Annotated in this window: 22 protein-coding genes; 5 read left to right on the top strand and 17 right to left on the bottom strand. The window is 69.7% G+C overall.

The genetic code is table 11. The features are described 5' to 3' along the window. Nucleotides 1-3: 3 nt before the first annotated feature. Nucleotides 4-789 (bottom strand): alpha/beta fold hydrolase, encoded by a 786-nt coding sequence (locus QHF89_RS45020; RefSeq protein ID WP_136972891.1) that lies wholly within the window; start codon nt 787-789, stop codon nt 4-6. Between the two features lie 109 nt (nt 790-898). On the opposite strand from QHF89_RS45020, the gene QHF89_RS45015 reads away from it, so the two are divergent. Both QHF89_RS45015 and QHF89_RS45010 read left to right on the top strand, forming a co-directional pair. Further along, the gene (locus QHF89_RS45015; RefSeq protein ID WP_136972890.1) at nt 899-1525 is read left to right on the top strand and encodes a glutathione peroxidase; all 627 of its coding nucleotides are present in this window, start codon (nt 899-901) and stop codon (nt 1523-1525) included. Between the two features lie 55 nt (nt 1526-1580). After that, nucleotides 1581-2456 (top strand): ankyrin repeat domain-containing protein, encoded by an 876-nt coding sequence (locus tag QHF89_RS45010; protein ID WP_136972889.1) that lies wholly within the window; start codon nt 1581-1583, stop codon nt 2454-2456. On the opposite strand, the gene QHF89_RS45005 is transcribed toward QHF89_RS45010, so the two are convergent. The 5 genes from QHF89_RS45005 to QHF89_RS44985 all read right to left on the bottom strand — a co-directional run bounded on the left by QHF89_RS45005 (nt 2446) and on the right by QHF89_RS44985 (nt 7429). Further along, nucleotides 2446-3477, bottom strand: a complete 1032-nt coding sequence (locus QHF89_RS45005; RefSeq protein WP_136972888.1) for a synaptic vesicle VAT-1 family membrane protein — start codon at nt 3475-3477, stop codon at nt 2446-2448. The two genes, QHF89_RS45010 and QHF89_RS45005, sit on opposite strands and share 11 nt — an antisense overlap. Nucleotides 3478-3503: 26 nt before the next feature. Beyond that, on the bottom strand, nt 3504-4913 hold the full coding sequence (locus tag QHF89_RS45000) for a TolB family protein (protein WP_136972887.1): 1410 nt from the start codon (nt 4911-4913) through the stop codon (nt 3504-3506). 133 nt (nt 4914-5046) lie between these two features. Continuing rightward, complete coding sequence (locus QHF89_RS44995) at nt 5047-5526, bottom strand: hypothetical protein (RefSeq protein WP_136972886.1); 480 nt, start codon at nt 5524-5526, stop codon at nt 5047-5049. A gap of 29 nt (nt 5527-5555) precedes the next feature. After that, on the bottom strand, nt 5556-6194 hold the full coding sequence (locus QHF89_RS44990) for a peptide chain release factor-like protein (RefSeq protein WP_136935554.1): 639 nt from the start codon (nt 6192-6194) through the stop codon (nt 5556-5558). After that, on the bottom strand, nt 6191-7429 hold the full coding sequence (locus QHF89_RS44985; RefSeq protein ID WP_136972885.1) for an RtcB family protein: 1239 nt from the start codon (nt 7427-7429) through the stop codon (nt 6191-6193). The genes QHF89_RS44990 and QHF89_RS44985 overlap by 4 nt, the downstream gene beginning before the upstream one ends. 155 nt (nt 7430-7584) lie before the next feature. Here QHF89_RS44985 and QHF89_RS44980 point away from each other — a divergent pair, with 155 nt between their 5' ends. Further along, nucleotides 7585-9144, top strand: coding sequence for a sigma-54 interaction domain-containing protein (locus QHF89_RS44980; RefSeq protein WP_284721776.1), 1560 nt, complete (start codon nt 7585-7587; stop codon nt 9142-9144). Nucleotides 9145-9271: 127 nt separating this feature from the next. Here the strand turns inward: QHF89_RS44980 and QHF89_RS44975 are convergent, their stop codons facing one another. From QHF89_RS44975 to QHF89_RS44945, 7 genes are all read right to left on the bottom strand, one after another. Next, entirely contained in the window at nt 9272-9628 is a 357-nt protein-coding gene (locus QHF89_RS44975) for a hypothetical protein (protein WP_136972884.1), read from the bottom strand. 13 nt (nt 9629-9641) lie between these two features. Further along, on the bottom strand, nt 9642-10034 hold the full coding sequence (locus QHF89_RS44970) for a hypothetical protein (protein ID WP_136935551.1): 393 nt from the start codon (nt 10032-10034) through the stop codon (nt 9642-9644). A 143-nt stretch (nt 10035-10177) separates the two neighbouring features. Next, nucleotides 10178-10543 carry a hypothetical protein gene (locus QHF89_RS44965; RefSeq protein ID WP_136972883.1) on the bottom strand — a complete coding sequence of 122 codons (366 nt, stop codon included), beginning with the start codon at nt 10541-10543 and terminating at the stop codon, nt 10178-10180. Between the two features lie 9 nt (nt 10544-10552). Continuing rightward, complete coding sequence (locus QHF89_RS44960) at nt 10553-10954, bottom strand: hypothetical protein (RefSeq protein WP_284721775.1); 402 nt, start codon at nt 10952-10954, stop codon at nt 10553-10555. Between the two features lie 28 nt (nt 10955-10982). Beyond that, the gene (locus tag QHF89_RS44955; RefSeq protein ID WP_136972881.1) at nt 10983-11381 is read right to left on the bottom strand and encodes a DUF3037 domain-containing protein; all 399 of its coding nucleotides are present in this window, start codon (nt 11379-11381) and stop codon (nt 10983-10985) included. Next, a complete protein-coding gene (locus QHF89_RS44950; protein ID WP_284721773.1) occupies nt 11359-12147 on the bottom strand; it encodes a HipA family kinase in 789 nt (262 codons plus the stop codon). The genes QHF89_RS44955 and QHF89_RS44950 overlap by 23 nt, the downstream gene beginning before the upstream one ends. A gap of 41 nt (nt 12148-12188) precedes the next feature. Beyond that, on the bottom strand, nt 12189-12578 hold the full coding sequence (locus QHF89_RS44945) for a hypothetical protein (RefSeq protein ID WP_136972880.1): 390 nt from the start codon (nt 12576-12578) through the stop codon (nt 12189-12191). Between the two features lie 156 nt (nt 12579-12734). Between QHF89_RS44945 and QHF89_RS44940 the strand changes: the two genes are divergently transcribed. Then, nucleotides 12735-13718, top strand: a complete 984-nt coding sequence (locus QHF89_RS44940; protein WP_136972879.1) for a bile acid:sodium symporter family protein — start codon at nt 12735-12737, stop codon at nt 13716-13718. A 1032-nt stretch (nt 13719-14750) separates the two neighbouring features. On the opposite strand, the gene QHF89_RS44935 is transcribed toward QHF89_RS44940, so the two are convergent. The 4 genes from QHF89_RS44935 to QHF89_RS44920 form a co-directional block, all read right to left on the bottom strand. Continuing rightward, complete coding sequence (locus tag QHF89_RS44935; RefSeq protein ID WP_136972878.1) at nt 14751-16514, bottom strand: monovalent cation:proton antiporter-2 (CPA2) family protein; 1764 nt, start codon at nt 16512-16514, stop codon at nt 14751-14753. Nucleotides 16515-16575: 61 nt separating this feature from the next. Beyond that, a complete protein-coding gene (locus QHF89_RS44930; protein ID WP_136972877.1) occupies nt 16576-17505 on the bottom strand; it encodes an alpha/beta hydrolase family protein in 930 nt (309 codons plus the stop codon). A gap of 37 nt (nt 17506-17542) precedes the next feature. Beyond that, nucleotides 17543-18322, bottom strand: a complete 780-nt coding sequence (locus QHF89_RS44925; RefSeq protein WP_136972876.1) for a hypothetical protein — start codon at nt 18320-18322, stop codon at nt 17543-17545. Further along, nucleotides 18319-18831, bottom strand: coding sequence for an endonuclease V (locus tag QHF89_RS44920; RefSeq protein WP_136972875.1), 513 nt, complete (start codon nt 18829-18831; stop codon nt 18319-18321). The genes QHF89_RS44925 and QHF89_RS44920 overlap by 4 nt, the downstream gene beginning before the upstream one ends. Nucleotides 18832-18938: 107 nt before the next feature. On the opposite strand from QHF89_RS44920, the gene QHF89_RS44915 reads away from it, so the two are divergent. After that, a complete protein-coding gene (locus tag QHF89_RS44915; protein WP_136972874.1) occupies nt 18939-20258 on the top strand; it encodes a cytochrome P450 in 1320 nt (439 codons plus the stop codon). Nucleotides 20259-20393 lie beyond the last annotated feature (135 nt).

Genomic DNA, 20393 nt, shown 5'->3' with positions numbered 1-20393 from the left:
AGCTCAGCCTCCGGCAGGTGCCTTCACGAAGGAATCGAGGAGCGCGACGAGGGCCTCGGGCGCTTCGAGGTTCGGCGAGTGGCCCACGTCGGGGACGACCTCGTGGCGCGCGCCGAGCAGATCCGCGGTCCGCGCGCCCACCTCGCGCGTGGAGAGCATGTCGCGCGCGCCGCTGACGACGAGCGCCGGCACGCCCGCGAGCGCGCGGAGCCGCTCGCCGGGCGCCCAATCGCGGAGCGCGTCGAGCGTGGCCAGCGTCGCCTCGGGGGCTTGCTGGTGGCTCGCGGCGACGAGCTCCTGGAAAAACGCGTCGTTCGGCGCCGTGGGCGCGATGCCCCGGAAGGCGGCGGCGAAGATGGCGAGGTTCTCCTGGGCGAGGCGCTGGCGGTCCGGGACGTGGTAGGCGCGCGGCATGCCGTCGGGCCAGGCGGGCGCGACGAGCGTGAGGGAGCGGGCGCGGGCACGATCGGCGAGCGCGAGCTCGAGGACCACGGCCGTGCCGAGCGAATGCCCCACGAGGTGCGCCGCGGGTAAGCCCAGGGCGTCCATCAAGACGGCGAGGTCCTGGGCGAGGCGGGAGACGCTGTAATCATGTGGCTCGGCGCGGGTCTGCCCCCGGCCGCGGAGGTCGGGTGCGACGGCGCGGTAGCGCGCGGGCAAACGGTCGAAGACGGGGCGCCAGAAGAGGCTCGTGGTCCAGTTGCCGTGCACGAACACGAGGGGCTCGCCGTGTTCGTCCCCGCGCGTCGACCAATGGATCGTGAGTGATCCGGATTGGAGGGAGGGCATACCGGCATCATCTTCGACCCGCGGCCCTTCGTCTATGCGCTTCGACGATTGGGCTGCGCAAACCCCCATGCCCCTTGCGTACCCACCACGCGCCCCCTAAGCAGGCGCCATGAAGAGCCTTCGAGTTGGATCGGTCGTCTTTGCGGTGCTCGTGGGGGCCGCGGCGCTCGTCGGTTGCGACGGTGGCTCGCAACCTCCGACGTCACCAAAAGCCGGGACGGATCCGGCCGGGGGAGCCGCGGCCCAGGAGGGCCCGAAGGGGAGCCTGCACGATTTCAAGATGAAGACGATCTTCGGGGAGGAGCGCTCGCTCGGCGACTTCCGGGGCAAGGTCGTGCTCGTGGTCAACACGGCCTCGGAGTGCGGCTACACGCCGCAATACGCGGGCCTCGAGAAGCTGCACGAGCGCTTCGAGGCGAAGGGCTTTTCCGTGCTCGGCTTCCCCTCGAACGACTTCGGCGCGCAGGAGCCCGGCACCGACGCCGAGATCGCCACGTTCTGCACGAGCAAGTTCGGCGTGAAGTTCCCCATGTTCTCGAAGATCACCGTGAAGGGGAGCGACAAGCATCCGCTCTACACGTTCCTCACGCAGGCCGCGCCGGCGGGCGAGGTGAAGTGGAACTTCGAAAAATTCCTCGTCGGCAAGGATGGCGGGGTGAAAGGGCGCTTCCCGTCGGCCGTCGAGCCCGAGGACGAGAAGCTCGTCCTCGCCATCGAAAAAGCGCTCGGAAGCTGAGCCCGCTCGGCGGAACGGCTTCCCACCCTCGCTTCGATCGAACAAGATCCCGGACATGACGCTCGACGAGGAGCTGCTCGATGCGGCCCGCCGCGGCGACGAGGCGCGCGTGACGGACGCGCTCGCACGTGGGGCGAACGTGGACGCGACGCGGAGGTACACGACGAGCGTCGATCGCGAGGTGATCGAAGGGACGGCCTCGGCGTTGATGCTCGCGATCATGAACGGGCACGACTGCGTCGCCGAGCTTTTGATCGAGCGCGGCGCCGATCCCGACGCCGCCGACGAGCTCACGGGCCGCACGCCGCTCGTGGAGGCGGCCGCGCGCGGAGAAATCAGCGTCGTGGAGGCGCTCATCGACGGCGGCGCGAGCCTCGACGCGCGGGACGCGAGGGCGAATGAGAACGCGGTGACGGCGGCGGCCGCGGGTGGACACGCGGGGATCGCGCGGCAGCTCGTCGAGGCGGGCGCGCCGATCGAGCCGCGGGCCTTCGAGGAGGCGACGCGGCGCGGGAAGCTCGACCTCGCGGCGTTTTTCGTGGATCGCGGGCTCGATCCAGACAAGACGGAGGCGCTCGAAGGGGCCGCGACCGCGGGGCGCGTGGACGTGATCCCGTGGCTGCTCGCGCGCGGCGTGGACCCGAGAAAACACGGGAGCGCGGCGCTGCTCGCGGCGGCGAGCGCGGGCCAGGCCGAGGCCGTGGAGCTGCTCGTCGCGGCCGGCGTGCCGATCGACGCGACGACGAGCTACGGCTGGATGCCGCTGCACCTCGCGGCCTACAACGGCGACACGAAGACCGTGCGCGTGCTGCTCGCGCTCGGCGCCGATCCACGCGCCGACGACGGGACGGGCAAGACGGCGCTCGACTGGGCGCGCGAGGCGGGCAAGGCCGAGAGCGCCCGGCTGCTCGAAGAAGCGCTCAGAAGGTGAGCACGAGCTTGCCGACGGTGCCGCCGCCTTCGATCGCGCGGTGCGCGTCGGCCACGCGCTCCACGGGGAACGTCGTCACGGGCGGCGCCGTGATGCGGCCCTCGTCGATCCAGCCGACGAGCTTCGTCATGTACTCCTCGAGCAAATCCTTCCTGTGGAAGAGGTAGGAGAGGTTGAACGCGAGCACGCTCTTGTTGTCGTTCGTCAGGTCGAGGGGGTTGTAGCGGGGGGTGCGCAGCCAGTCGCGGGCGAGCTTGAGCCAGTTCGGCCGGCCTCCCTTGCGCGGCATCATCGTGTGGAAGCCGTAGACGACGAGCTTTCCGGCCGAGGCGAGGTGGCGGTAGCTCTCGCCGAGCGTCTCCACGCCGTTCGCGTCGAACACGGCGTCGTAGCCCTCGGGCGCGAGGCGCTCGGCCACGGCCCAGAGCGGCTCGACGCTCTTGTCGATGACCGCGTCGGCCCCGAGCTTGCGCGCGACGGCGACCTTGTGGCTCGCGCCGACGACGCCGACCACGCGGCAGCCCGCGATCTTGCCGAGCTCGACGAGCGCGCTGCCCACGCCGCCCGCCGCCGAGTGGACGAGCAGGTTCATGCCGCGGCGCACGTTCGCGAGCTCGAAGAGCGCGTAATACGCGGTCAGGAACACCGAGGGGAAGCCCGCGGCCTCGGCGACGGAAAAACCTTTCGGCAGGGGAAACACCTGGTGTGCGGGGATCGCGGCGCGGCTCGCGTAGCCGCCGAACCGGTGGACCGCAAAGACGGGCGTCCCCGGCGCGGGCCCCGCGACGCCTTCGCCGAGGGACGCGACCTTGCCGGCGACCTCGAAGCCGGGCGTGATGGGCCAGCCGACGTATTTCTTCGCCGACTCGTAGAGGCCCATGCGCACGATGCAATCGGCGTAGTTCACGCCCGCGGCCTCGACGTCGACGAGGATCTCGCCGGGACCCGGGCTGGGATCCGGGTGCTCTTCGAGCTTCAACCGATCGTAGCTGCCGGGCCCATGGATCACGACCTTTCGCATGGGCCCACGCTAGCCTGCGGGCAGGCTCAGCGCGAGGGCTGCCCGACCGGGAGCGCGACGATCGTTTTGACGCTCTTCTCCTTCAGGTCGAAGAAGACGATGTCGTTCGAGTCCGCGTCGTCGAGCACGAGCCGGTCGCGCGTGGGCAGGATGTTCACGTGCTCGGGCGTGAACGTCGTCTCCACCTGGGTGATCTCGCCGGCCGCGAGATCCAGCCGGAAGAGCGACTGATCGTCGACGGCCCACATCTCCTTGTGGCCGACGCGGCTCACGAACTCGGTGAGGCCCACGGAGGGGCCCTCCATCTGCGTGGATTTGTCCTGGTCCACGTCGTAGAGCACGAGCCGCTGATCGCCGTCCGAGGAGGCGACGACGACGAAATTGCCGTCGCGGCTCACGAAGTACGAGAGGCCGCCCTCGATCGTCACGGGCTCCGGATCGACGTCGAGCGTCGCGGCGTCGACGAGCCAGAGCTCCTGGTTCTCGTTCATGTCCTGATCGCCGTAGGACACGATCGTCGAGCCGTCGGGCGTGAAGCCCACGGGGCCACGCGCGCCGGGGACCTCGCGCAGCGCCTTCGTCGCCGGTTCGAGCACGAGCAGCTCGTTCGTGTAGACGATCGCGTCATTCGGTTGGACCTCGGCCTTGCGGACAGGAAAGACGATGTACTTGTCGTCCGGGCTCATGCCGACCCACGTGAACGAGGCCCCGATGTCCGCGGTGATGTTCGGCACCTCGATGTCGAACAGGGGCGCCGCCCAGAAGGAGCCGCCCGCCTCGACCTCGAATTCGCGGCTCACGACCTCCTGCATCGACCACGCGAGGAGGCGCGCGCGCGGGGCGGGCGTGTTTTGATCGTAGAAGACGATCGCCACGAGCGTGTCGCTCTTGTTCAGGAACATCGCTTCGAGCCCCTCGCCGTCGTGCGGGATCACGTGCCGGTCGAGGGTGTCGGCTTCGAGGATGTGGATCGGGGTCTTCTCCGAGGTGTTGTCCGCGACGCCGATGAACTTGCGGCTCGGGCTCATGCGGGTGCCGTTGTACCGGACGTCGAGGTCCACGCTCTTCTTCAGCACGAGCGTCTCGTGATCGTAGAGATCGAGCCGATCCTTGTCGCTCGCCTCGCTCATCACGAGCAGGCCCGAGGCCGGGAAGAGCAGGCGCGGATCGTCGCGGCCGGTGAGATTCGCAGCCTCGCGCACGAGGCCCGTGTCGGGGTCGATCGCGAAGAGCGTGCTCGCGGGGATTTTTCCGGGCTCCGCCGCGTTCGTGGTGTCGCTGGCGAGGACGAAGGACGTCTCGGTGCGGTCGTCGACCGCGATGGCGCCGTTGCCGAGCCAGGTGTCCTGGCCCGGGTTGTTCTCGCCGAGCGAGAGGCCCGTGCAGCCGGTGAGGGCGAGCGTCGAGGCGAAGGCAAGGTAGGGAAGTCGAAGCATGCAAAGTCCTCCTGAAAGCGCGTCGCGCGGGCCCGCGGTCGGCAAAAAAGGTGCCACCGCCGGCCCGTGACCACCGCCCGGGGACGGGGAGGACAACACGCGGCGTACACGCGGCGCCTCCCTGACAACGACGTCATGTTCCCGGAGCGCGCTTTTTACGGCGGTGCGCCTCGGCGGCCGAGCGGAGCAGGCCCGTCCGCGGACAAACATAGAAGGATTGCCAGAGGCCATGGCTGCGAAGCGGGAAGAACTCCTCCCGCCGCGGGCCGCGGCCGTCGGGCGCGTAGGGAATGCCGTCGATGACGACGGGGTTCCGCTCGACGAACTGGAGGACGTGATCAAAGACGTGCTTCTGCACGGCGCTGTTCGGCGAGAGGGACGCGCGGATCTCCGACCACACGGCGTCCCACGGGCGGCCCACGCGGCGCGCGAGGAAGCGCCGGAGCGGGGCGAGGTTCTCGTTCAGATCCCGCGTGCGGCCGCGGTACTTCATGCCCTCCTTGAGCGGCGCGGCCTCGGGATCGGCCTTCATGCGCGTCGCGTAGCGCCCCTTGCCCGCGCCGCGCCCGCGGCCCCAGTCGTACCGCGGCCGCTCGATGATGAGTTCGAACATGTCTTTTCGCATCGTTTACCCCTGAAACGTCACGTCTCCACGAGCGCGCCCTCTTGCGAGAGCGCGTACGAGCGCACCGGCGCGCCTCGTTCGAGCCGCGCGTGCGAGGACCAGCGCGCGGCCTCCTTCGCGGCCGCCGCGCGCGCCGACCGCGCCCGGAGCAGCGCCGCGATCCGCGCGAGCGCGCGCCGCAGGTTCGCCCGCTGCGATCGCTCGTCCGCGACGCGCACGACGATCCCCGTCGGCACGTGCTTCGCGCGGACCGCCGTCTCCGTCTTGTTCACGTTCTGCCCGCCGGGGCCGCTCGCTCGCATCGTCGTCACCTCCACGTCGCGCGGGTCGATCGCGGCGCCGTCGTCCGCGCCGAGGTCCTCGTCCTCGTGCAGCACGACGGACGCGTACCAGCGCTTGCGGGCGGCTTTTCCGCGGCCTTTGCTCCGCGCGACGAGCGCGTGCGTGCCGACCTCGCCTTCGAGGAGCGCACGATCCCCCGCGGCGACGAGCTCCACCGAGAGGGGAGACAACTCGTCGCCGTGGGTCACCGTCTCCTCGACGACGAGGCCACGCGCCGCGCACGCGTCCGCGAGCCGCGCCGCGAGGAGCGCGACGAACCGGCGCACCTCCACGGGCCCGTAGCCGGCCGTCACCTGCACGACGAGCCTTTTCATTGCTTCACCGTGACGAGCGGCACGAGCGAGGCGATCGGCGCGGCGAGGCCCTCGTCGACCAGGCTCGCGACGACCGGCTCGATCGGCTTGTAGGCGTCGGGGTGCTCCTCGTAGAGCAGGTCCGCGTCGTCGCACACGATGCGGCCCCCGTGCGCCGTGCGGCCGAGCTCGGCCCGCTTGTACCGCGTGGCGAGCTTGGCCCGCGCCTCGGTGCGGGTCATGCGGCGGCCCGCGCCGTGCGCGACCGACGCGAGCGCGCCCTCGTGCCCGTGGCCGAGGAGCACCCAGGAAGGCGCGCCGCGGCTGCCGAGCACGACCGTGGCCTCGCCGCGGCTCGCGGGCGCGGCGCCCTTGCGGTGGATCCACACGGGACAACCCGCGATGTCCTCGCGCCGGATCGTGTTGTGCACGATGTCGAGGACGCCGCGCACCTTGTCCCGGCGCAAGGCCGCGAGCGCGCGGAGCAGCCGGCAAGCGACGAGGAAGCGGTTCGCCTGCGCGAACCGCACCGCGCCCGCGAGATCCGCGAGGTAGACGTCGATCGCCTCGCCCGTGAGCGTGGCGTCGCCGTAGCGGCGCCCGATCTGCGCGCCGAGCCCCCGCGAGCCGGTGTGCACGAGCGCGACGAGGCCGCCTTTTTCGAGGCCCATCGCGTCCGCCGTGGCCTCGTCGCGCACCTCGGTGACGCGCGTGATCTCGGCGAAGTGGTTGCCGCTGCCGATGCTGCCGAGCGCGCGGCCGTGCGAAGGATCGCGGTAGGCCGCGGGATCCCCGCTCGGGCCGAGGTCGAGCTCGCGCTCGCATTCGGCCATCGCGGCGATGTCGTCCGGCACGTGCGCGACCTCGGTGAGGCCCTTCGCGCCCTTGTGCCAGCAGGCGTCGAAGACCTCGAGGGGGTCGCAGTCTTCGAGCAGGTCCTCGTCCATCGCGGTACGGACGCGGCGCTCGAGTTTGTCCACGGCGCGCGGCGAGGCGGTCGTGGCGAAGAGGAGCACGCCGCACCCGGCGTCACCGCCGACGAGGTACGGCAGCACGCGCTCCTCGAAGGCGAACGCGGCGCCGATGGGCCCGCGTCCGGAATGAAGGTCAGGCATGCCCGCGGCGCGCACGCAGCCGGGGAGCTCGGCGACGCGCGTGAACTGCGTGATGGCGTCGCCCTCCATCCAGACATCGGGGCGGGCGAAGATGCGGGCGTGCGGGGGAAGGGTCGGTTGGGGGAGAGAAGAAGTGCCCATGGCTGGTATCTCGAACTGCGCGTTGATTGACTTCGCGGACCCCTAGTGCGGAAAGCGTGCCAGCCCGATTTCGCGGGAATTTCGGGGGTGGCTGCGGCGAGGTGGTGCACGGTGCATCAGAAGGACGGTGCATGGCGCACCATGGATGGTGTACGATGCACCAGGTGAAGCGGGCGCTCCTGACGTGGTCGGATGCGGGGGTGACGGGGAGGGCGCCGTCCCACCACGCGCCGCGGCCGTCGAGTGATCGGGGGCCGGTGCTGCGGCTGCTCGATCAGGACGAGAGCCGCTACGAGGTCGCGTGGGTGCTGACGATCCCCGAGGGCGAGGCGCCCGCGCGCTCGCTCTGCCGCTCGATCGAGGCGCGGATCGGCAAGGTCGAGCTCGTGATCGTCCCGGTCACCGACCCTTCCGATTACGGGATGCTCTTCCGCGCGCTCGGTCCGCTCGTGGGGCGGGCGAAGGCGGAGCTTCTGGCCGCGAACGTGGCGCTCGACGTCCTGCTCTCGGCGGGCACGCCCCAAGCGCAGACTTTGTGGGTGATCCTGGTGCAAGCGGGCCTCTTGCCCGCGCGGATGCTCCAGGTGATCCCGCCCGCGTTCGTGCCCGTGCCGCACCCGAAGGCCGTGCGCGAGGTACGGCTCGACATCGAGGGGTTTCCGGAGATCCGCGCGCTGCGCGACGAGCTCGCCCGGCTCCGGGCCGCGGCGCAAAAGGGCGCCTCGTCGCTGCTCGGCGAGAGCGCGCCGATGGTGGAGCTGCGGGCGAAGATCGAGCGGGTGGGGGCGAGCGATGCGCCCGTGCTGGTGCTCGGGGAGACGGGCACGGGCAAGGAGCTCTGCGCGCGGGAGATCCACGCGCTCTCGCCGCGGAAGGACGGCCCGTTCGTGGCGGAGAACTGCTCGGTGTTCGCGGAGGGCGTGCTGTCGAGCGAGCTCTTCGGCCACGAGGCGGGCGCGTTCACGGGCGCGGGGAAGCGGCGCCGCGGCGTGTTCGAGCAGGCGCACGGCGGGACGCTCTTCCTCGACGAGATCGGCGAGATGCAGCCGCGGGTGCAAGCGGCGCTCCTGCGCGTGCTGCAGGAGGGGACGCTGCGGCGCGTGGGCGGCGAGGGGAAGGTCGACGTCGACGTGCGGATCGTGGCCGCGACGCACCGGGAGCTCGGGGCGATGGTGAAGGCGGGCGCGTTCCGGGAGGATCTTTATTATCGGCTACGAGGGGCGACGCTCTTGGTGCCGCCGCTGCGCGCGCGGCCAGGGGACGTGGAGCTGCTCGTGGAGTCGTTCCTCGCGGAGATCCGGGGGAAAAAGGGCGGGCGGCGGCTGCGGGTGACGCGCGAGGCGATGCGGGCGCTCGCGAGCCACGTGTGGCCGGGGAACGTGCGCGAGCTCAGGGCCGAGGTGATGCGCTGGGCCGTGTTCTGCGATGACGTGGTGAACGTGTCGGATCTGGCCCCGGAGATCCGCGGCGGAGGCGGGAGCGGGAGCGGGAGCGGGAGCGGAAGCGGAAGCGGAAGCGACGGCGGGAGCGGGAGCGAAAGCGGGGTGCGGCCGCTCCGGGACGTGGTCGAGGCGGCGGAGCGTGCGGCGCTCGTGGCCGCGCTCGCGGCGGAGGGCGGCAACCTGAGCCGCGCCGCGCGGGCGCTCGGGATCGACCGGAATACGCTGAAGCGAAAGATGCGGGCGTTCGAAATGGCGGGCGCCGACGAGGGCTAGCTTAGCAGCCTGTGGACTTATCTGCTGCGCGCCCCGAATCGTCGGTCGACATCGCTCGAAATCCTTCAGGATTCCTCGCTCCGTCGCCCTAGCTTCGGGGCGCTCGCGACGATCATTCCACAGGCTGCTAGAACCGAGCGCCGCCGTGCGCCGAGGCCGCGTCGATGCACGAGTTGAGGGCGTCGCGCTCGTCGTTGCACACGTCGTTGTTGTCCTTCTCGGTCGTGTACCGGGCATCCGTCTCGTTGCACGTGCCCTGCTCCTCGATGCACGTCGTATAGGTCACCCAGGCGTCGCCGCAATCGTAGGCGTCCGCCACGTTCTCCTGCGTCGCGAGCTGCTCGCAGGTCTGGATCTCGCTCTCATCGCTGCAGTGCTCGCACTCACAGATGATGTCGCAGATGACCTGCGCCCGGGAGCACCCCACCGAAGCGGAGGCGAGCCCCAGGAGGAGAGCGGCATTCACGAGGATCGTTCGAATCATGCTCCTACCTCCTTCAATTGCAGCGCGAAAGCGCGTTCCGCTCGGCTTCGCAGGCGTCCGCGTCGGAGATGGCGAAGGCCTTCACCTCGCATTCCCCGTCGCTGTTGCAAATCGCGTTGCCGCCGCAGTCGCTGCTTTGCGTGCACGTCCCCCCCGAGGGGTTGCTCGTGCACTGGAGCAAGGGCTCGGTGCACGCGGCGAGCGTGTCGAACTCGTCCCCGCAGCCGATGCCGTGCGCGGTGTCGCGTGCCCCCTCGTACGACGCGATGCAGGCGTCGATGTCAGCGTCGTTGCCGCCGAAACACGCCTCCTGCGCCTCGCACGTCCCCGCGATGTCAGGCCCACACCCCGTCCCGAGGACCAAGACGAGGCCGAGCCCCGCGAAAAGCAAGTGTTTCTGGTTCATCCCTGGCTCCTTCCGCGAGTATAGACGTTTCGACGCCAAAGGAACGCAATTTCCGTCGGGGTGGGCAAAGTCCCAACGATGGAAACTCGAATGACCACTCCCCGATCGCAGCCTGGGAAATCGAAGGACCAGCCGGCGAGCGCTCACTCGATACGGAAGCCGCCGTGCGCCGACGCCGCCAAGATGCAGTTGTGGAGCCCCAATCGCTCTGCGGCGCATCGGTCCTTGATGCCGTTTTCAATTGCCGAGAACTCGGCCATGGTCTCGTCGCAGGTGCCTTTTTCCTCGACGCAGATCGTGAATGCCAACCATGCATCACTACAGCCGTACGCGTCTGCCATGTCCTCCTGACGAGAGTATTCTGCGCACATCGTGATCTCGCCATGGTCGCTGCAGTGCCTGCAATCGCAGACGAGCTCGCAGAGCACCTGCGCGCGGGAGGAGCAGTCGGCCGACGCGCCGACGAGGAAAAGAAGAAGGAGGGTCTTCCCCAAGAGATTTCGATGCATGTGCCTGCCTCACCACCGGGAACAATTCTCATACGCGTTCTGCTCCGCCTCGCAGGCGTCCCGGTACGACTCGGGGAGGTCGAACGAGCTCCGCTTGCAGGTCCCATCGCTGCATACGCCTTGGAGGCTGCAGTCCGCGTTCGACGTGCACGTGTTCCCCGCGTCCATGGTCGAGCACGCGAGCAAGGGCTCCCTGCACGCGAAAGACATGTCGAACTCCTCGACACAGCCGACGCGGGACGCCCGATCGCGGTTGGCCTCGTAGAACGCGATGCAGGCGTCGAGGTCGGCCTCGTTCCCGCCGAAACACGCCTCCCGTGCCTCGCACATCGCCGCGATGTCGGGCCCGCATCCGGTCGCAAACGCCGCGACGAGGCCGACGCCCACAAGAAGGAACATCTTACATCCCATTCTGGCTCCTAACCCAAATGACCACCCGTCACCGCGGACGCGGTGTACGGACGAGCTTGTCGAGCAATCGTTCCAGCACCACCTCCGGCGCGTCGCAAAGGCCCACGTGCACCGCCGACGTCTGGATCATCGTGCTGCGCGTGGCGACGAGCCAGGAGAATCGCTCGCCCCGCGGGAGCAGCCCAATCGGCCCCGCGTCGCGCCCGCCCTCGCAGATCCGCGGGATGGCCGCGAGGTGGCGGCGCACGGCGTCGAGGTCCACGTCCGGCGCGAGCGCGAGCAGCCGCGCCTCGTCGAGCTCGATCCGCGCGCCGAGGTACTCATGCTCGGCGCAATGAAGGAGGACGCCCGCATTGATGCATTCGCCCCGCTCGACGCGGGGGACGACGCGCACAATGGCGTACTCAAACGAGTTCGGCACGGGCACGCTCAGCCTCCGCGAGGATCAAAGGGAGCGCGGCGAGCCGCGCCGAGAGCCACGCGCCATACGCCGCGCGGTGGGCGTCGGGAGACACAAATCCCATGTCGTCCGTGAGGAACTCGTCCGGGATCGCCTGCGCGACCCGCGCGAGGAACGCCTCCGACCACGAGGCCCGGAGATGCGCCGCGGCCTCGGCGAGCTTGCTCGCCCAGGGCAAGAGGACGTGCTTGCGCACGAACGTGAACGGATCCCGGCTCTCGGCGAGCGGATCGGCGGGGCCCCAGCCGTGGTGGAAATAAAGCGACGCGCCGTGATCGATGAGCCAGATCGCGCGGTGCCAGGTCAAGAGGTTCGGGTTTTTCGGCGTGCGGTCGACGTTCGTGACGAACGAGTCGAAGAGCACGAGGCGCGAGGCGAGGGCCGGATCCGGCGTCGGTCCCGCGACGGGATCAAAGGTGACGCTGCCCGGCAGGTAATCGAGCGCGAGGTTCAAGCCCACGCTCGCGTCGAGCAGGTCGCTGATCTCGCGGTGCCGCTCGGCGCGGCCGAGCTCCGCGTCGAGCGTGATGAGCACGAGCTCGGGGACGGCGAGGCCCGCGGCGCGCGCGAGCTCGCCCGCCACGAGCTCGGCGATGAGCGCCTTCGGCCCCTGGGCCGCGCCGCGGAGCTTGACGACGTACAGCCCCTCGTCGTCGGCCTCCACGAGCGCAGGCACGGACCCTCCCTCGCGCAGCGGGGTGACGTACCGGACAGCGTTGACAGTGCGCAGCATGTGCGGCGCAGTCTAGAAGCACTGTGCCACGAGAGACAATTTTAGTTCTCCGCCGGCACCCAGGTCTGGCCACTCTCGCACTCCGCCTTCGCGGTCGCCTCGTCCGGGTACTTGTCGTCGCCCTTGTAGTACCAGTTCGTCTGCTCGTGGCCGTCGATGTTGCTCGACTGGCAGCCGCCCCAAGCATCCGAGAGGTCGCAGACCGCGCCCTCCTCGTACGATCCGCTCATCGTCGCCGCCTTCAGCGTCGCGCAGACGCCCTCGAACGTGATGAGCGAGGGGCCCTTGAAGTTACGAATGTCGGTACACTGCGGCCGGTCGGGGCGGAGGTCACAACGAGCCTGCCGCGTGCCGAGCGGCGCCTGATCGAGGAGGTCCCCACACGCGAGGGTGCCGAGGATCGGGAGGAGAAAGAGAATCGTTCGCATCATAGCGATATCGCACATCCACAAGCCCGAGGGATAGATCCTGCCGCAGCCAGAATCCTGACGGTCGCAGACGCGGCAGCCTTCGCAGCGTCGTGGCAAAGCCGCTTCGCCGGCAGCGCGCTTTCCCCATGCCGCACCACGCGCTAAGGAGGCGAGGCCATGACCCTCCGCGGCTTCACGATCGACGGTTTCCTCCTCGCGCTGATCGCCGTCGTGGCCCTCGCCCTCGTAATGCCCGGGCCCGGCGCGACAGGCGGCCTCCTGCACATGAACGAGGTCGCGACCTACGGCGTCGCCGTGGTCTTTTTCCTCTACGGCCTGACCCTCGCGCCAGAAAAGATGAAGGCCGGCATCAAGCACTGGAAGCTGCATCTCTGCGTGCAACTCTGCACGTTCGTGCTCTTCCCGGTGGTGGTGCTGCTCGTCGGCGCGCCGCTCAAGCGTTTCCTGCCGCAGGAAGTCTGGATCGGCTTCTTCTACACCGCCGCGCTGCCCTCGACCGTCTCCTCGTCCGTCGCGATGACCTCACTCGCCCACGGCAACGTGCCCGTCGCCATCTTCAACGCGACGCTGTCGAGCCTGATCGGGGTCTTCGCGACGCCCCTCTTGATGGCCTGGTTTCTCTCCACGAGCGGCGAAGCAATGCCCCTGCTGCCCGTGATCGGAAAAATCGTCCTGCTCGTGCTGCTCCCCATCCTCGTCGGCCAAGCCGCACGCCACTGGCTCGCCGCCTGGGCACAACGCAACGAAAAAAAGATCAAGCTCGCCGACCGCGCCATCATCCTCGCAATCGTCTACAACTCGTTCTGCGACTCCATGATGGAAGGAATCTGGCGAGGCCAAGACCCCCTACGCATCGTGGCCATCCTCGCCGGCGTCATCGCCCTGTTCGGCCTCATCTACGCGCTGATGATGATCCCCTGCCGTCTGCTCGGCTTCAACCGCCCCGACACCATCGCCTGTCTCTTCTGCGCCTCCAAAAAATCCCTCGCCACCGGCGTGCCCCTCGCGCCGATCATCTTCGGCGCAAACCCCGCTCTCGGCCTGATCCTGGCCCCCCTCATGCTCTACCACTTCTGTCAGCTCGTCATCGTCAGCGTCATCGCGAACCGACAGGCACGCTTCGCATTGGCGGAAGCCTGAGCAGAGGTTGTCTCTGGGGGGCGTAGAGCTGGGGCGTTGCCCCAGGCCCCACCAGGGGTTGTCCACCCCTGGACCCGGACCAGCGAGGCGCTGGACCCAGGGTCGATGAACTGCGCAACGCGCAGTTCATCGAACAGCCAGGGGAAGACCGGCGACGATCGTGCCCGTCGAGGCCGCAGCGCTGCGGGTTCCAGTGGCGACGGGGCCCGTCGGCCGCCCATTCTCGATCGGGGAGATCCGGTCCTTGCCCGTGCGCATGCCCGACACGCGACATCGGCGTTCGTCCCCGTCTGTTCGGCGCCGCAACAAGCCCACGTCCCCGCCGCAGGGTATCGGCCACAAAACCAGACAAGGTACGTCAGCGCGACAGAGGACGTGTCCTGCCGCCAGACAAGGAGCGATGCGCGTTCCCCGGGAAGGGTCGAGCCCGAAAACAAGGGCCAGGTGCGGCCGATGGTGCGTGTCGAGTTGCCGAACACGGACCGTCAGCCTCCGCCGTCCCTATGTCACGGGGGCCCACAAGCCAGGTGTCGAGCCCATATCAGGGCTTCGCCCGCGCACCTTTGGGCCGTCGCCCAGCAGAGGCCCCCGTCACGCCGCCAAACACGCGCCGTCGACGCCCAAGGGCACGTGTTCAGGGCGCCGCTGCGCCAGGGGCGTCGCGCCGGGGCGCTGCCCCGGACCCCGCGGGGGCTGTCCGCCCCTCGACCCGGACCAGGCACGGCCTGGACCGAGGATGGAAGAACTGCGCGGTGCGCAGTTCTTCCACCGGAGCCCGGTGGCAAGACCTCAAGGGTCGTCGCACGCAACGGCAGCAAGCACGTTGGAGGTCTCGCCCGGCGGCGCCCCTGCCCACCAAGACAGCCGCGCTGCGGGTTCGGCTGGCCCCCCGGCTTCTTCGTCGGCCTGTTTGAAAAACTGCGCACCGCGCAGTTTTTCAACCCTGGGTCCAGCGCCTCGCTGGTCCGGGGTCGAGGGGGCGGACAGCCCCCCGCGGGGCCCGGGGCAGCGCCCCGGCGTGGCGCCCCAGCCCTAGTTTCGGTGGGCGGCGTCTTCTTCGAAGATGCGCTCGAGTTCGGCGCCGTATTGCTTTGCGGATTCGACGAGGGCTTTTTCGTCGTGGCGGAGGACGAAGGCTCGGCGGACTTGGGCTTCGTCGTATTCGCCGAACCTGCGGACGGCTTCTCTTGCGCTGTCGGAGGGGAGACCGAGGGCTTCGAGGGTGATTCGGGCGGCGTCGAGACTGCCTGCGAAGGTTTCTCGGATGATGTTTGTCACGCCGGCGTCGAGCAGGGCGTAGGCGTGTTGCCGGTTGCGGGCGCGCGCGACGATGGTGAGGTTGGGGAAATGGGATTGGACGACGTGGAGCGTGCGCATCGAGGCGTCCATGTCGTCGATGGCGAGCACGATCAGCCTCGCTCGCTCGGCGCCGGCTGCGCGGAGGAGGTCGACGCGGGAGGCGTCGCCGTAGTAGATTTGGTTGCCGTAACGGCGGACGAAATCGACGTGGGTTGGGCTCGCGTCGAGGGCGGTGAAGGCGATGCGCTTCAGGCGCAGGACGCGGCCGACGATCTGGCCGAAGCGACCGAAGCCGGCGATGATCACGCTGCTGCCTTCGTCGTAGATTTGATCGAAGGAGCGACGGTCGGCGGCGGCGAGACGCGCCAGGATGCGGTCGCGGGCGACGAAGAGCAGCGGCGTCAGGGCCATCGAGAGGGTCACGACGACGACGAGCAGCTCGGTCGTCTCGGGCTTCAGCACCGTCGCGCCGCGGGCGACGCCGAAGATCACGAAGGCGAATTCGCCGCCTTGGGAGATGGATGCCCCGAGGCTCGCGGCGCCGCGCCGGCTCAGCTTTGTGATGCGGCCGAGCACGTAGAGGACCGTCATCTTTACTGCGACGAGGCCGAGCACGAGGCCGAGCACGACGAGGGGACGGTCCTTTAGCAGCCGCAGGTTTGCGGACATCCCGACGGCCATGAAGAAGAGACCGAGGAGCAGACCTTTGAAGGGCTCGATGTCGGCTTCGAGCTCGTGCCGGTATTCCGAGTCGGCGAGCAGCACGCCGGCGATGAAGGCGCCGAGCGCCATCGAGAGCCCGATGTGCTCCATCACGAGTGCGGTGCCGAGCACGACGAGCAGCGCGGTGGCCGTGGAGAGCTCGTGGCTTCGGGCCTCGGCGATGAACCGGAAGGCGGGCCGCAGGAAAAATCGGCCTGCGATGACGAGCCCCGCGATTACGCCTACGATGACCAGACCGTGCGTGAGGGGGCTGCCGGTCGTGGCGGCGGGTGCGGGGCCGAGCAGCGGCACGAGCGCGAGGACGGGGATGGCGGCGACGTCCTGGAAGAGCAGGATGCCGAAGGCGCTGCGCCCGTGCGGCGCGCCGAGCTCGTTTTTCTCGCCGAGGATCTGCGTCGCGAAGGCCGTCGAGGACATCGAGACGCCCACGCCGGCGACGACGGCGGCGGGCAGGGGCGCGCCGAGCAGGAGGCCGATCCCGGTGATCGCTGCGGTCGTGAGGGCGACTTGGGCGCCGCCCAGGCCGAAGACCGTGCCTCGCATCGTCCAGAGACGGCTCGGCTGGAGCTCGAGGCCGATCAGGAACAGGAGGAAGACGACGCCGAGCTCGGCGACGTGGAGGGTCTGGTCGACGTCGTGGATGAGCCCGAGGCCCGAGGGGCCGATCAGCGCGCCGGCGGCGAGGTAGCCGAGCACGGTGCCGAGCCCGATACGCTTGAAGACAGCGACGGCGACGACGGCCGCGACGAGGAAAATGGCGGATTGGGTCAGCATGGCGGGGGCATCGGGGAGGGGGACGGGGGACGAGGGGGTTCGGCGGAGCTTTCCGGGACCATCAGGGGAGCGCTGCGACGCCGACGATCGCTTGCGCGACGTCGGGCCATTTCGTCGAGGAGGGTTCGATCATGTCGAAATGATCTCCACCTTCGATGACCTTCAGGGGGATGTCTTTTTCGCCGGCTGCCTTTGCGGCGTCCTGGTAATGGGTGCTCATCCCGAGGGGGACGATGTTGTCGTCCGCGCCGTGCACGAGGATCTGGCGCACGCCGAGCGGCAGGAGCGCCCGCGGGGAGGCTTCGGCGTACCGCGCGGGGACGTCGGTCGGGCTGCCTCCGAGGAGCTTTGCGGCGGCGCCGCCGCAGACGCCGCGGTCGACGGATTCGGCGAGATCGAGGACGCCTGCGAGGGCGACGGCGCCGGTGAGGGGGAGCGGGTCGGCGCCGCGGAGCGGGTGGCCTTCGGCGAGGTTCGGACGCGCGGCGACCCAGACGGCGAGGTGACCACCTGCGGAGTGGCCCACGGCGAAGACCTTCGTCGTGTCGAGGTGGTGCGTCGGGGCAAGCTCGCGGAGCGCGTCGACGGCGAGGCCCACGTCGGTGAGCGTGCCTGGATAACCTCCGCCGACGTGGCCGAGGCGGCGGTATTCGACGTTCCAGGTGGCGAAGCCTGCCTTCGTGAGGGATTCGCTCATCCCGTCCATGAGGTCCTTGCCGTACCCGCTCGACCAGCAGCCGCCGTGGAGGATCACCATCACGGGGTGCGGGCCTTCGCCTTGCGGGAGGCGGAGATCGCCGGTCTGCGAGGGATCGGGGCCGTAGGCGAGGTGCAGGGGCCCGGCCGGCGGCCCGCCGGCGCCGGACGAGGAGGCCGCGGGCTCCGGGGGTTTGCTGGCCTCGGGGCCGGCGCATCCGGCGGAGAGGACGAGGGACACGACGAGGCCGACGCGGCGACGGGCGTCACGAAGACAGGAGCGCGGCGGGCGCATGGGGCCCTTGTACCAGAACGGGCCCGGGCCGCGCAGCTCAGGGAAGGGGACAGAGCGTCATTTCCTCGTCGGGCCGCGCGTCCCGGACCACACTTCCCGCGGCGTCGAGGATCCGCAGCGGGCCCTCGGGGCCGCGCTCCGCGAGGAGGTGATTCTGCGCGTCGTACACGAGCATGTGTCGTCCGCGGATCTCCTTGAGGTTGCCGTTGGTGCAATAGAAAAACTCTTTCGCGCCGAGGCCCTGCTCGTCGTGGACCAGCGCGGAGCGGGCGGCGCCTTTGCCGTCGATGCGGCGCACCCATCGCCCGACGCGCCGGCCGCGCTCGTAACGGCCGGAGAGCTCGATCCACCGGTCGCCGTCGCGCTCCCAGGTGGCGGCGGGGCCGTCGAGGTGCAGGTGATCGATGCGGAAGCTGTCGCAATGCGTGGCGTCGGCGCAAACCCGGAAAACGCCGCTCGCCCAGCCGCCCTCGTAGTGCCCGGACCAGCGCAAGGCCCCCGTCGCCGCGTCCTTCACCGTCCAGTCGCCGTCCATTCTCCCGTCCTTGCAGGCGCCGGAGACGTGGGCGCCTTCGGCGAGGCGCTCGCAATGGCCGTCGGAGACGTTTTGGCAGAGGTTTTCCTGGGCGAGCACGTGCGCGGGCACGCGCGTGGTCTCCACCGCGGGCGGCGACGGCGTCACGGCCGCACATTCACGAGGAAACACGCGGGTGAGGGGACCGAGGAGCGCGCGCCCCTCGAAGACGACGAGGGCGACGAGCATGGAGGCCGTGAGGACGCGCAAGGTGATGCGGAGGCGTTTGCCTTTGTCTTTCATCGGGTGAGCGCGTCCCTGCAAAGCCGGTCGACGCGGGCGAGCAGCGTCGGGAGCCGGTGGGGGCCGTGCATCGAGCGGATCCACGCCGCCGCCTCGTCCGGCGTCGCGCCCGCGGCCGTGACGTGGAGCGGTTTTTCGCTCTTTCCGCGCTTCACCGCGACGGACGGCGCGTCGCCGTGGAAGGCGGTCTTCGCCACGCCGACGACCACGACCCGTCCGCCGAGCGCCTCGAAGAGCCGCGCCCCGAGCCCCGGCCGCCCGTCCGCCGAGAGCCACACGTAACCGTCCACGACCACGACCTCGGGCAGCGGGTCGATCGCGCGGAGCAAGCCGAGGAGCGGGGGCAGCTCGCGCCGGTAGAACGCGCCGGGCTCGTAAGGGGCGACCTCGTCGAGGCGGGCCGTCCGTTCGTCCGCGGCGGCCGCGTCGTCCCAGCGATGGAAGAGCAGGCCGGCGGCGACGGCGAAGCTGTCGTCGGGAGCGTAGGCGACGTCGACGCAGGCGAGCATGCGGCGAAGGGTAGCCGGTTTTCAGCGCGGGGGACGAGCGCCTTCGTGCCGCGCGGCGGGGGTGGGTTTGCGTTGTGGTGCCGCGTCGAAGTTGGCATCATCCTGCGATGGGGACCTTGCCGCCTGGGCCGCGCACCAGCATCCCGAGCCTCGTGCGCTACATGCGTGATCCGATCGGCTGCATGCAGCCGCTCACGAAAAAGTACGGCGATCCGTTCTGCTTCCCGGGCAAACCCCCGCTCGTCATGACCGGCGATCCGGCCGGGATCAAGGCCATCTACACGGCCGATCCGGATACATTCGAGCCCCTCAATCAGGACCTCGGCGTCTTCATCGGGCCCCGCTCGCTCATCCTCGCGAGCGGCGCCCCGCACAAGCGGGCGCGCAAGCTCATGATGCCCCCGTTCCAAGGCGCCCGCATGCGCGCCTACGGCGAGCAGATGGTGCGCCTCGCCGAGGAGCGCGCCGCCGCCTTCCAGGTCGGGCAAACCGTCACGATGTCCGATGTCCTGCAGGAGCTCTCGCTCGCCGTGATCTTGCAGGTCGTCTTCGGCGTGACCGAGCGCGCCGGCATGGACGCGCTGGCCAAGCTCTTGCTCGAGTTCACGAATGGCATCTCGCCGCTGCTCGCGCTTTTCCCCGCGCTGCGCCGCGAATTCGGAGGCGTCGGCCCCTACGCGCGGTTCCTCGGGCGCCGCCGCCGCCTCCACGCCGCACTCGACGAGCTGATCAAAAAAGGCCGCGCCGCAGGGCCACGCGAGGACATCCTGAGCCTCTTGCTCGCCGCGCGCACCGAGGACGGCGAGCCGATGGACGACGACGAGATCCGCGATCAACTCATCCTCCTCGTCGTCGCCGGGCACGAGACCACCGCGATCGCCATCGCCTGGGCCCTCTACGCGCTGCACCGGCCCGAAAACGCCGCCGCGCTCGGACACCTGCGCGAGGAACTCGCGTCCCTCGAGCCCGATCCCGAGCCAGAGAAGCTCGGAAAACTCCCGTACCTCGAAGCCGTGTGCAACGAGACGCTCCGCCGCTTCCCACTCGCGCCCGCGCCCGCCCCGCGCAAGCTGCTCCGGCCCCTCGATGTGATGGGGTACAACCTGCCAGCCGGCACAGGCGTGGTCGCAGCGATCTCGGTCGCCCATTTCCGCGAGGACGTCTACCCGGAGCCGATGCGGTTTTCCCCCGAGCGTTTCCTCGACCGCTCGTATTCGCCGTTCGAGTTCCTACCCTACGGCGGCGGCGCGCGGCGGTGCCTCGGCGCGGCAATGGCGAGCTACGAGATGAAGCTCGTGCTCGGGACATGGCTCCGGCGCCATCGATTGCGGCTCGCGTCGCTCAAGCCCGACAGCGGCGCCGTGCGCGCAGCCAATGCAGGGCCGGCGAGCGGGGTGAAGATGATCGTCGAGGGGCCGCTCGGCTGAAGGAAGCGCCGCGCCGGGGCGCTGCCCCGGACCCCGCGGGGGGCTGTCCGCCCCCTCGACCCCGGACCAGCGAGGCGCTGGACCCAGGGTTGAAAAACTGCGCTCCGCGCAGTTTTTCAAACAGGCCGACGAAGA

This window comes from Polyangium sorediatum, from assembly GCF_029946465.1.
Lineage (GTDB): Bacteria > Myxococcota_A > Polyangia > Polyangiales > Polyangiaceae > Polyangium > Polyangium fumosum.
The sequence above is the reverse complement of the archived record's forward strand: the minus strand, read 5'-3'. Positions and strand labels throughout refer to the sequence as shown.

Bases quoted from the DNA above. Each gene is read 5' to 3' on its own strand.
- QHF89_RS44915 (WP_136972874.1), top strand. From the start codon at position 18,939: ATGGGGACCTTGCCGCCTGGGCCGCGCACCAGCATCCCGAGCCTCGTG.
- QHF89_RS45005 (WP_136972888.1), bottom strand. From the start codon at position 3,477: ATGCGAAAGGTCGTGATCCATGGGCCCGGCAGCTACGATCGGTTGAAG.
- QHF89_RS44970 (WP_136935551.1), bottom strand. From the start codon at position 10,034: ATGAACCAGAAACACTTGCTTTTCGCGGGGCTCGGCCTCGTCTTGGTC.
- QHF89_RS44935 (WP_136972878.1), bottom strand. From the start codon at position 16,514: ATGCTGACCCAATCCGCCATTTTCCTCGTCGCGGCCGTCGTCGCCGTC.
- QHF89_RS44945 (WP_136972880.1), bottom strand. From the start codon at position 12,578: ATGATGCGAACGATTCTCTTTCTCCTCCCGATCCTCGGCACCCTCGCG.
- QHF89_RS44995 (WP_136972886.1), bottom strand. From the start codon at position 5,526: ATGTTCGAACTCATCATCGAGCGGCCGCGGTACGACTGGGGCCGCGGG.
- QHF89_RS44985 (WP_136972885.1), bottom strand. From the start codon at position 7,429: ATGGGCACTTCTTCTCTCCCCCAACCGACCCTTCCCCCGCACGCCCGC.
- QHF89_RS45015 (WP_136972890.1), top strand. From the start codon at position 899: ATGAAGAGCCTTCGAGTTGGATCGGTCGTCTTTGCGGTGCTCGTGGGG.
- QHF89_RS44975 (WP_136972884.1), bottom strand. From the start codon at position 9,628: ATGATTCGAACGATCCTCGTGAATGCCGCTCTCCTCCTGGGGCTCGCC.
- QHF89_RS44960 (WP_284721775.1), bottom strand. From the start codon at position 10,954: ATGGGATGTAAGATGTTCCTTCTTGTGGGCGTCGGCCTCGTCGCGGCG.
- QHF89_RS44950 (WP_284721773.1), bottom strand. From the start codon at position 12,147: ATGCTGCGCACTGTCAACGCTGTCCGGTACGTCACCCCGCTGCGCGAG.
- QHF89_RS44930 (WP_136972877.1), bottom strand. From the start codon at position 17,505: ATGCGCCCGCCGCGCTCCTGTCTTCGTGACGCCCGTCGCCGCGTCGGC.
- QHF89_RS44990 (WP_136935554.1), bottom strand. From the start codon at position 6,194: ATGAAAAGGCTCGTCGTGCAGGTGACGGCCGGCTACGGGCCCGTGGAG.
- QHF89_RS44920 (WP_136972875.1), bottom strand. From the start codon at position 18,831: ATGCTCGCCTGCGTCGACGTCGCCTACGCTCCCGACGACAGCTTCGCC.
- QHF89_RS45020 (WP_136972891.1), bottom strand. From the start codon at position 789: ATGCCCTCCCTCCAATCCGGATCACTCACGATCCATTGGTCGACGCGC.
- QHF89_RS44965 (WP_136972883.1), bottom strand. From the start codon at position 10,543: ATGCATCGAAATCTCTTGGGGAAGACCCTCCTTCTTCTTTTCCTCGTC.
- QHF89_RS44980 (WP_284721776.1), top strand. From the start codon at position 7,585: ATGCACCAGGTGAAGCGGGCGCTCCTGACGTGGTCGGATGCGGGGGTG.
- QHF89_RS44925 (WP_136972876.1), bottom strand. From the start codon at position 18,322: ATGAAAGACAAAGGCAAACGCCTCCGCATCACCTTGCGCGTCCTCACG.
- QHF89_RS44940 (WP_136972879.1), top strand. From the start codon at position 12,735: ATGACCCTCCGCGGCTTCACGATCGACGGTTTCCTCCTCGCGCTGATC.
- QHF89_RS45010 (WP_136972889.1), top strand. From the start codon at position 1,581: ATGACGCTCGACGAGGAGCTGCTCGATGCGGCCCGCCGCGGCGACGAG.
- QHF89_RS45000 (WP_136972887.1), bottom strand. From the start codon at position 4,913: ATGCTTCGACTTCCCTACCTTGCCTTCGCCTCGACGCTCGCCCTCACC.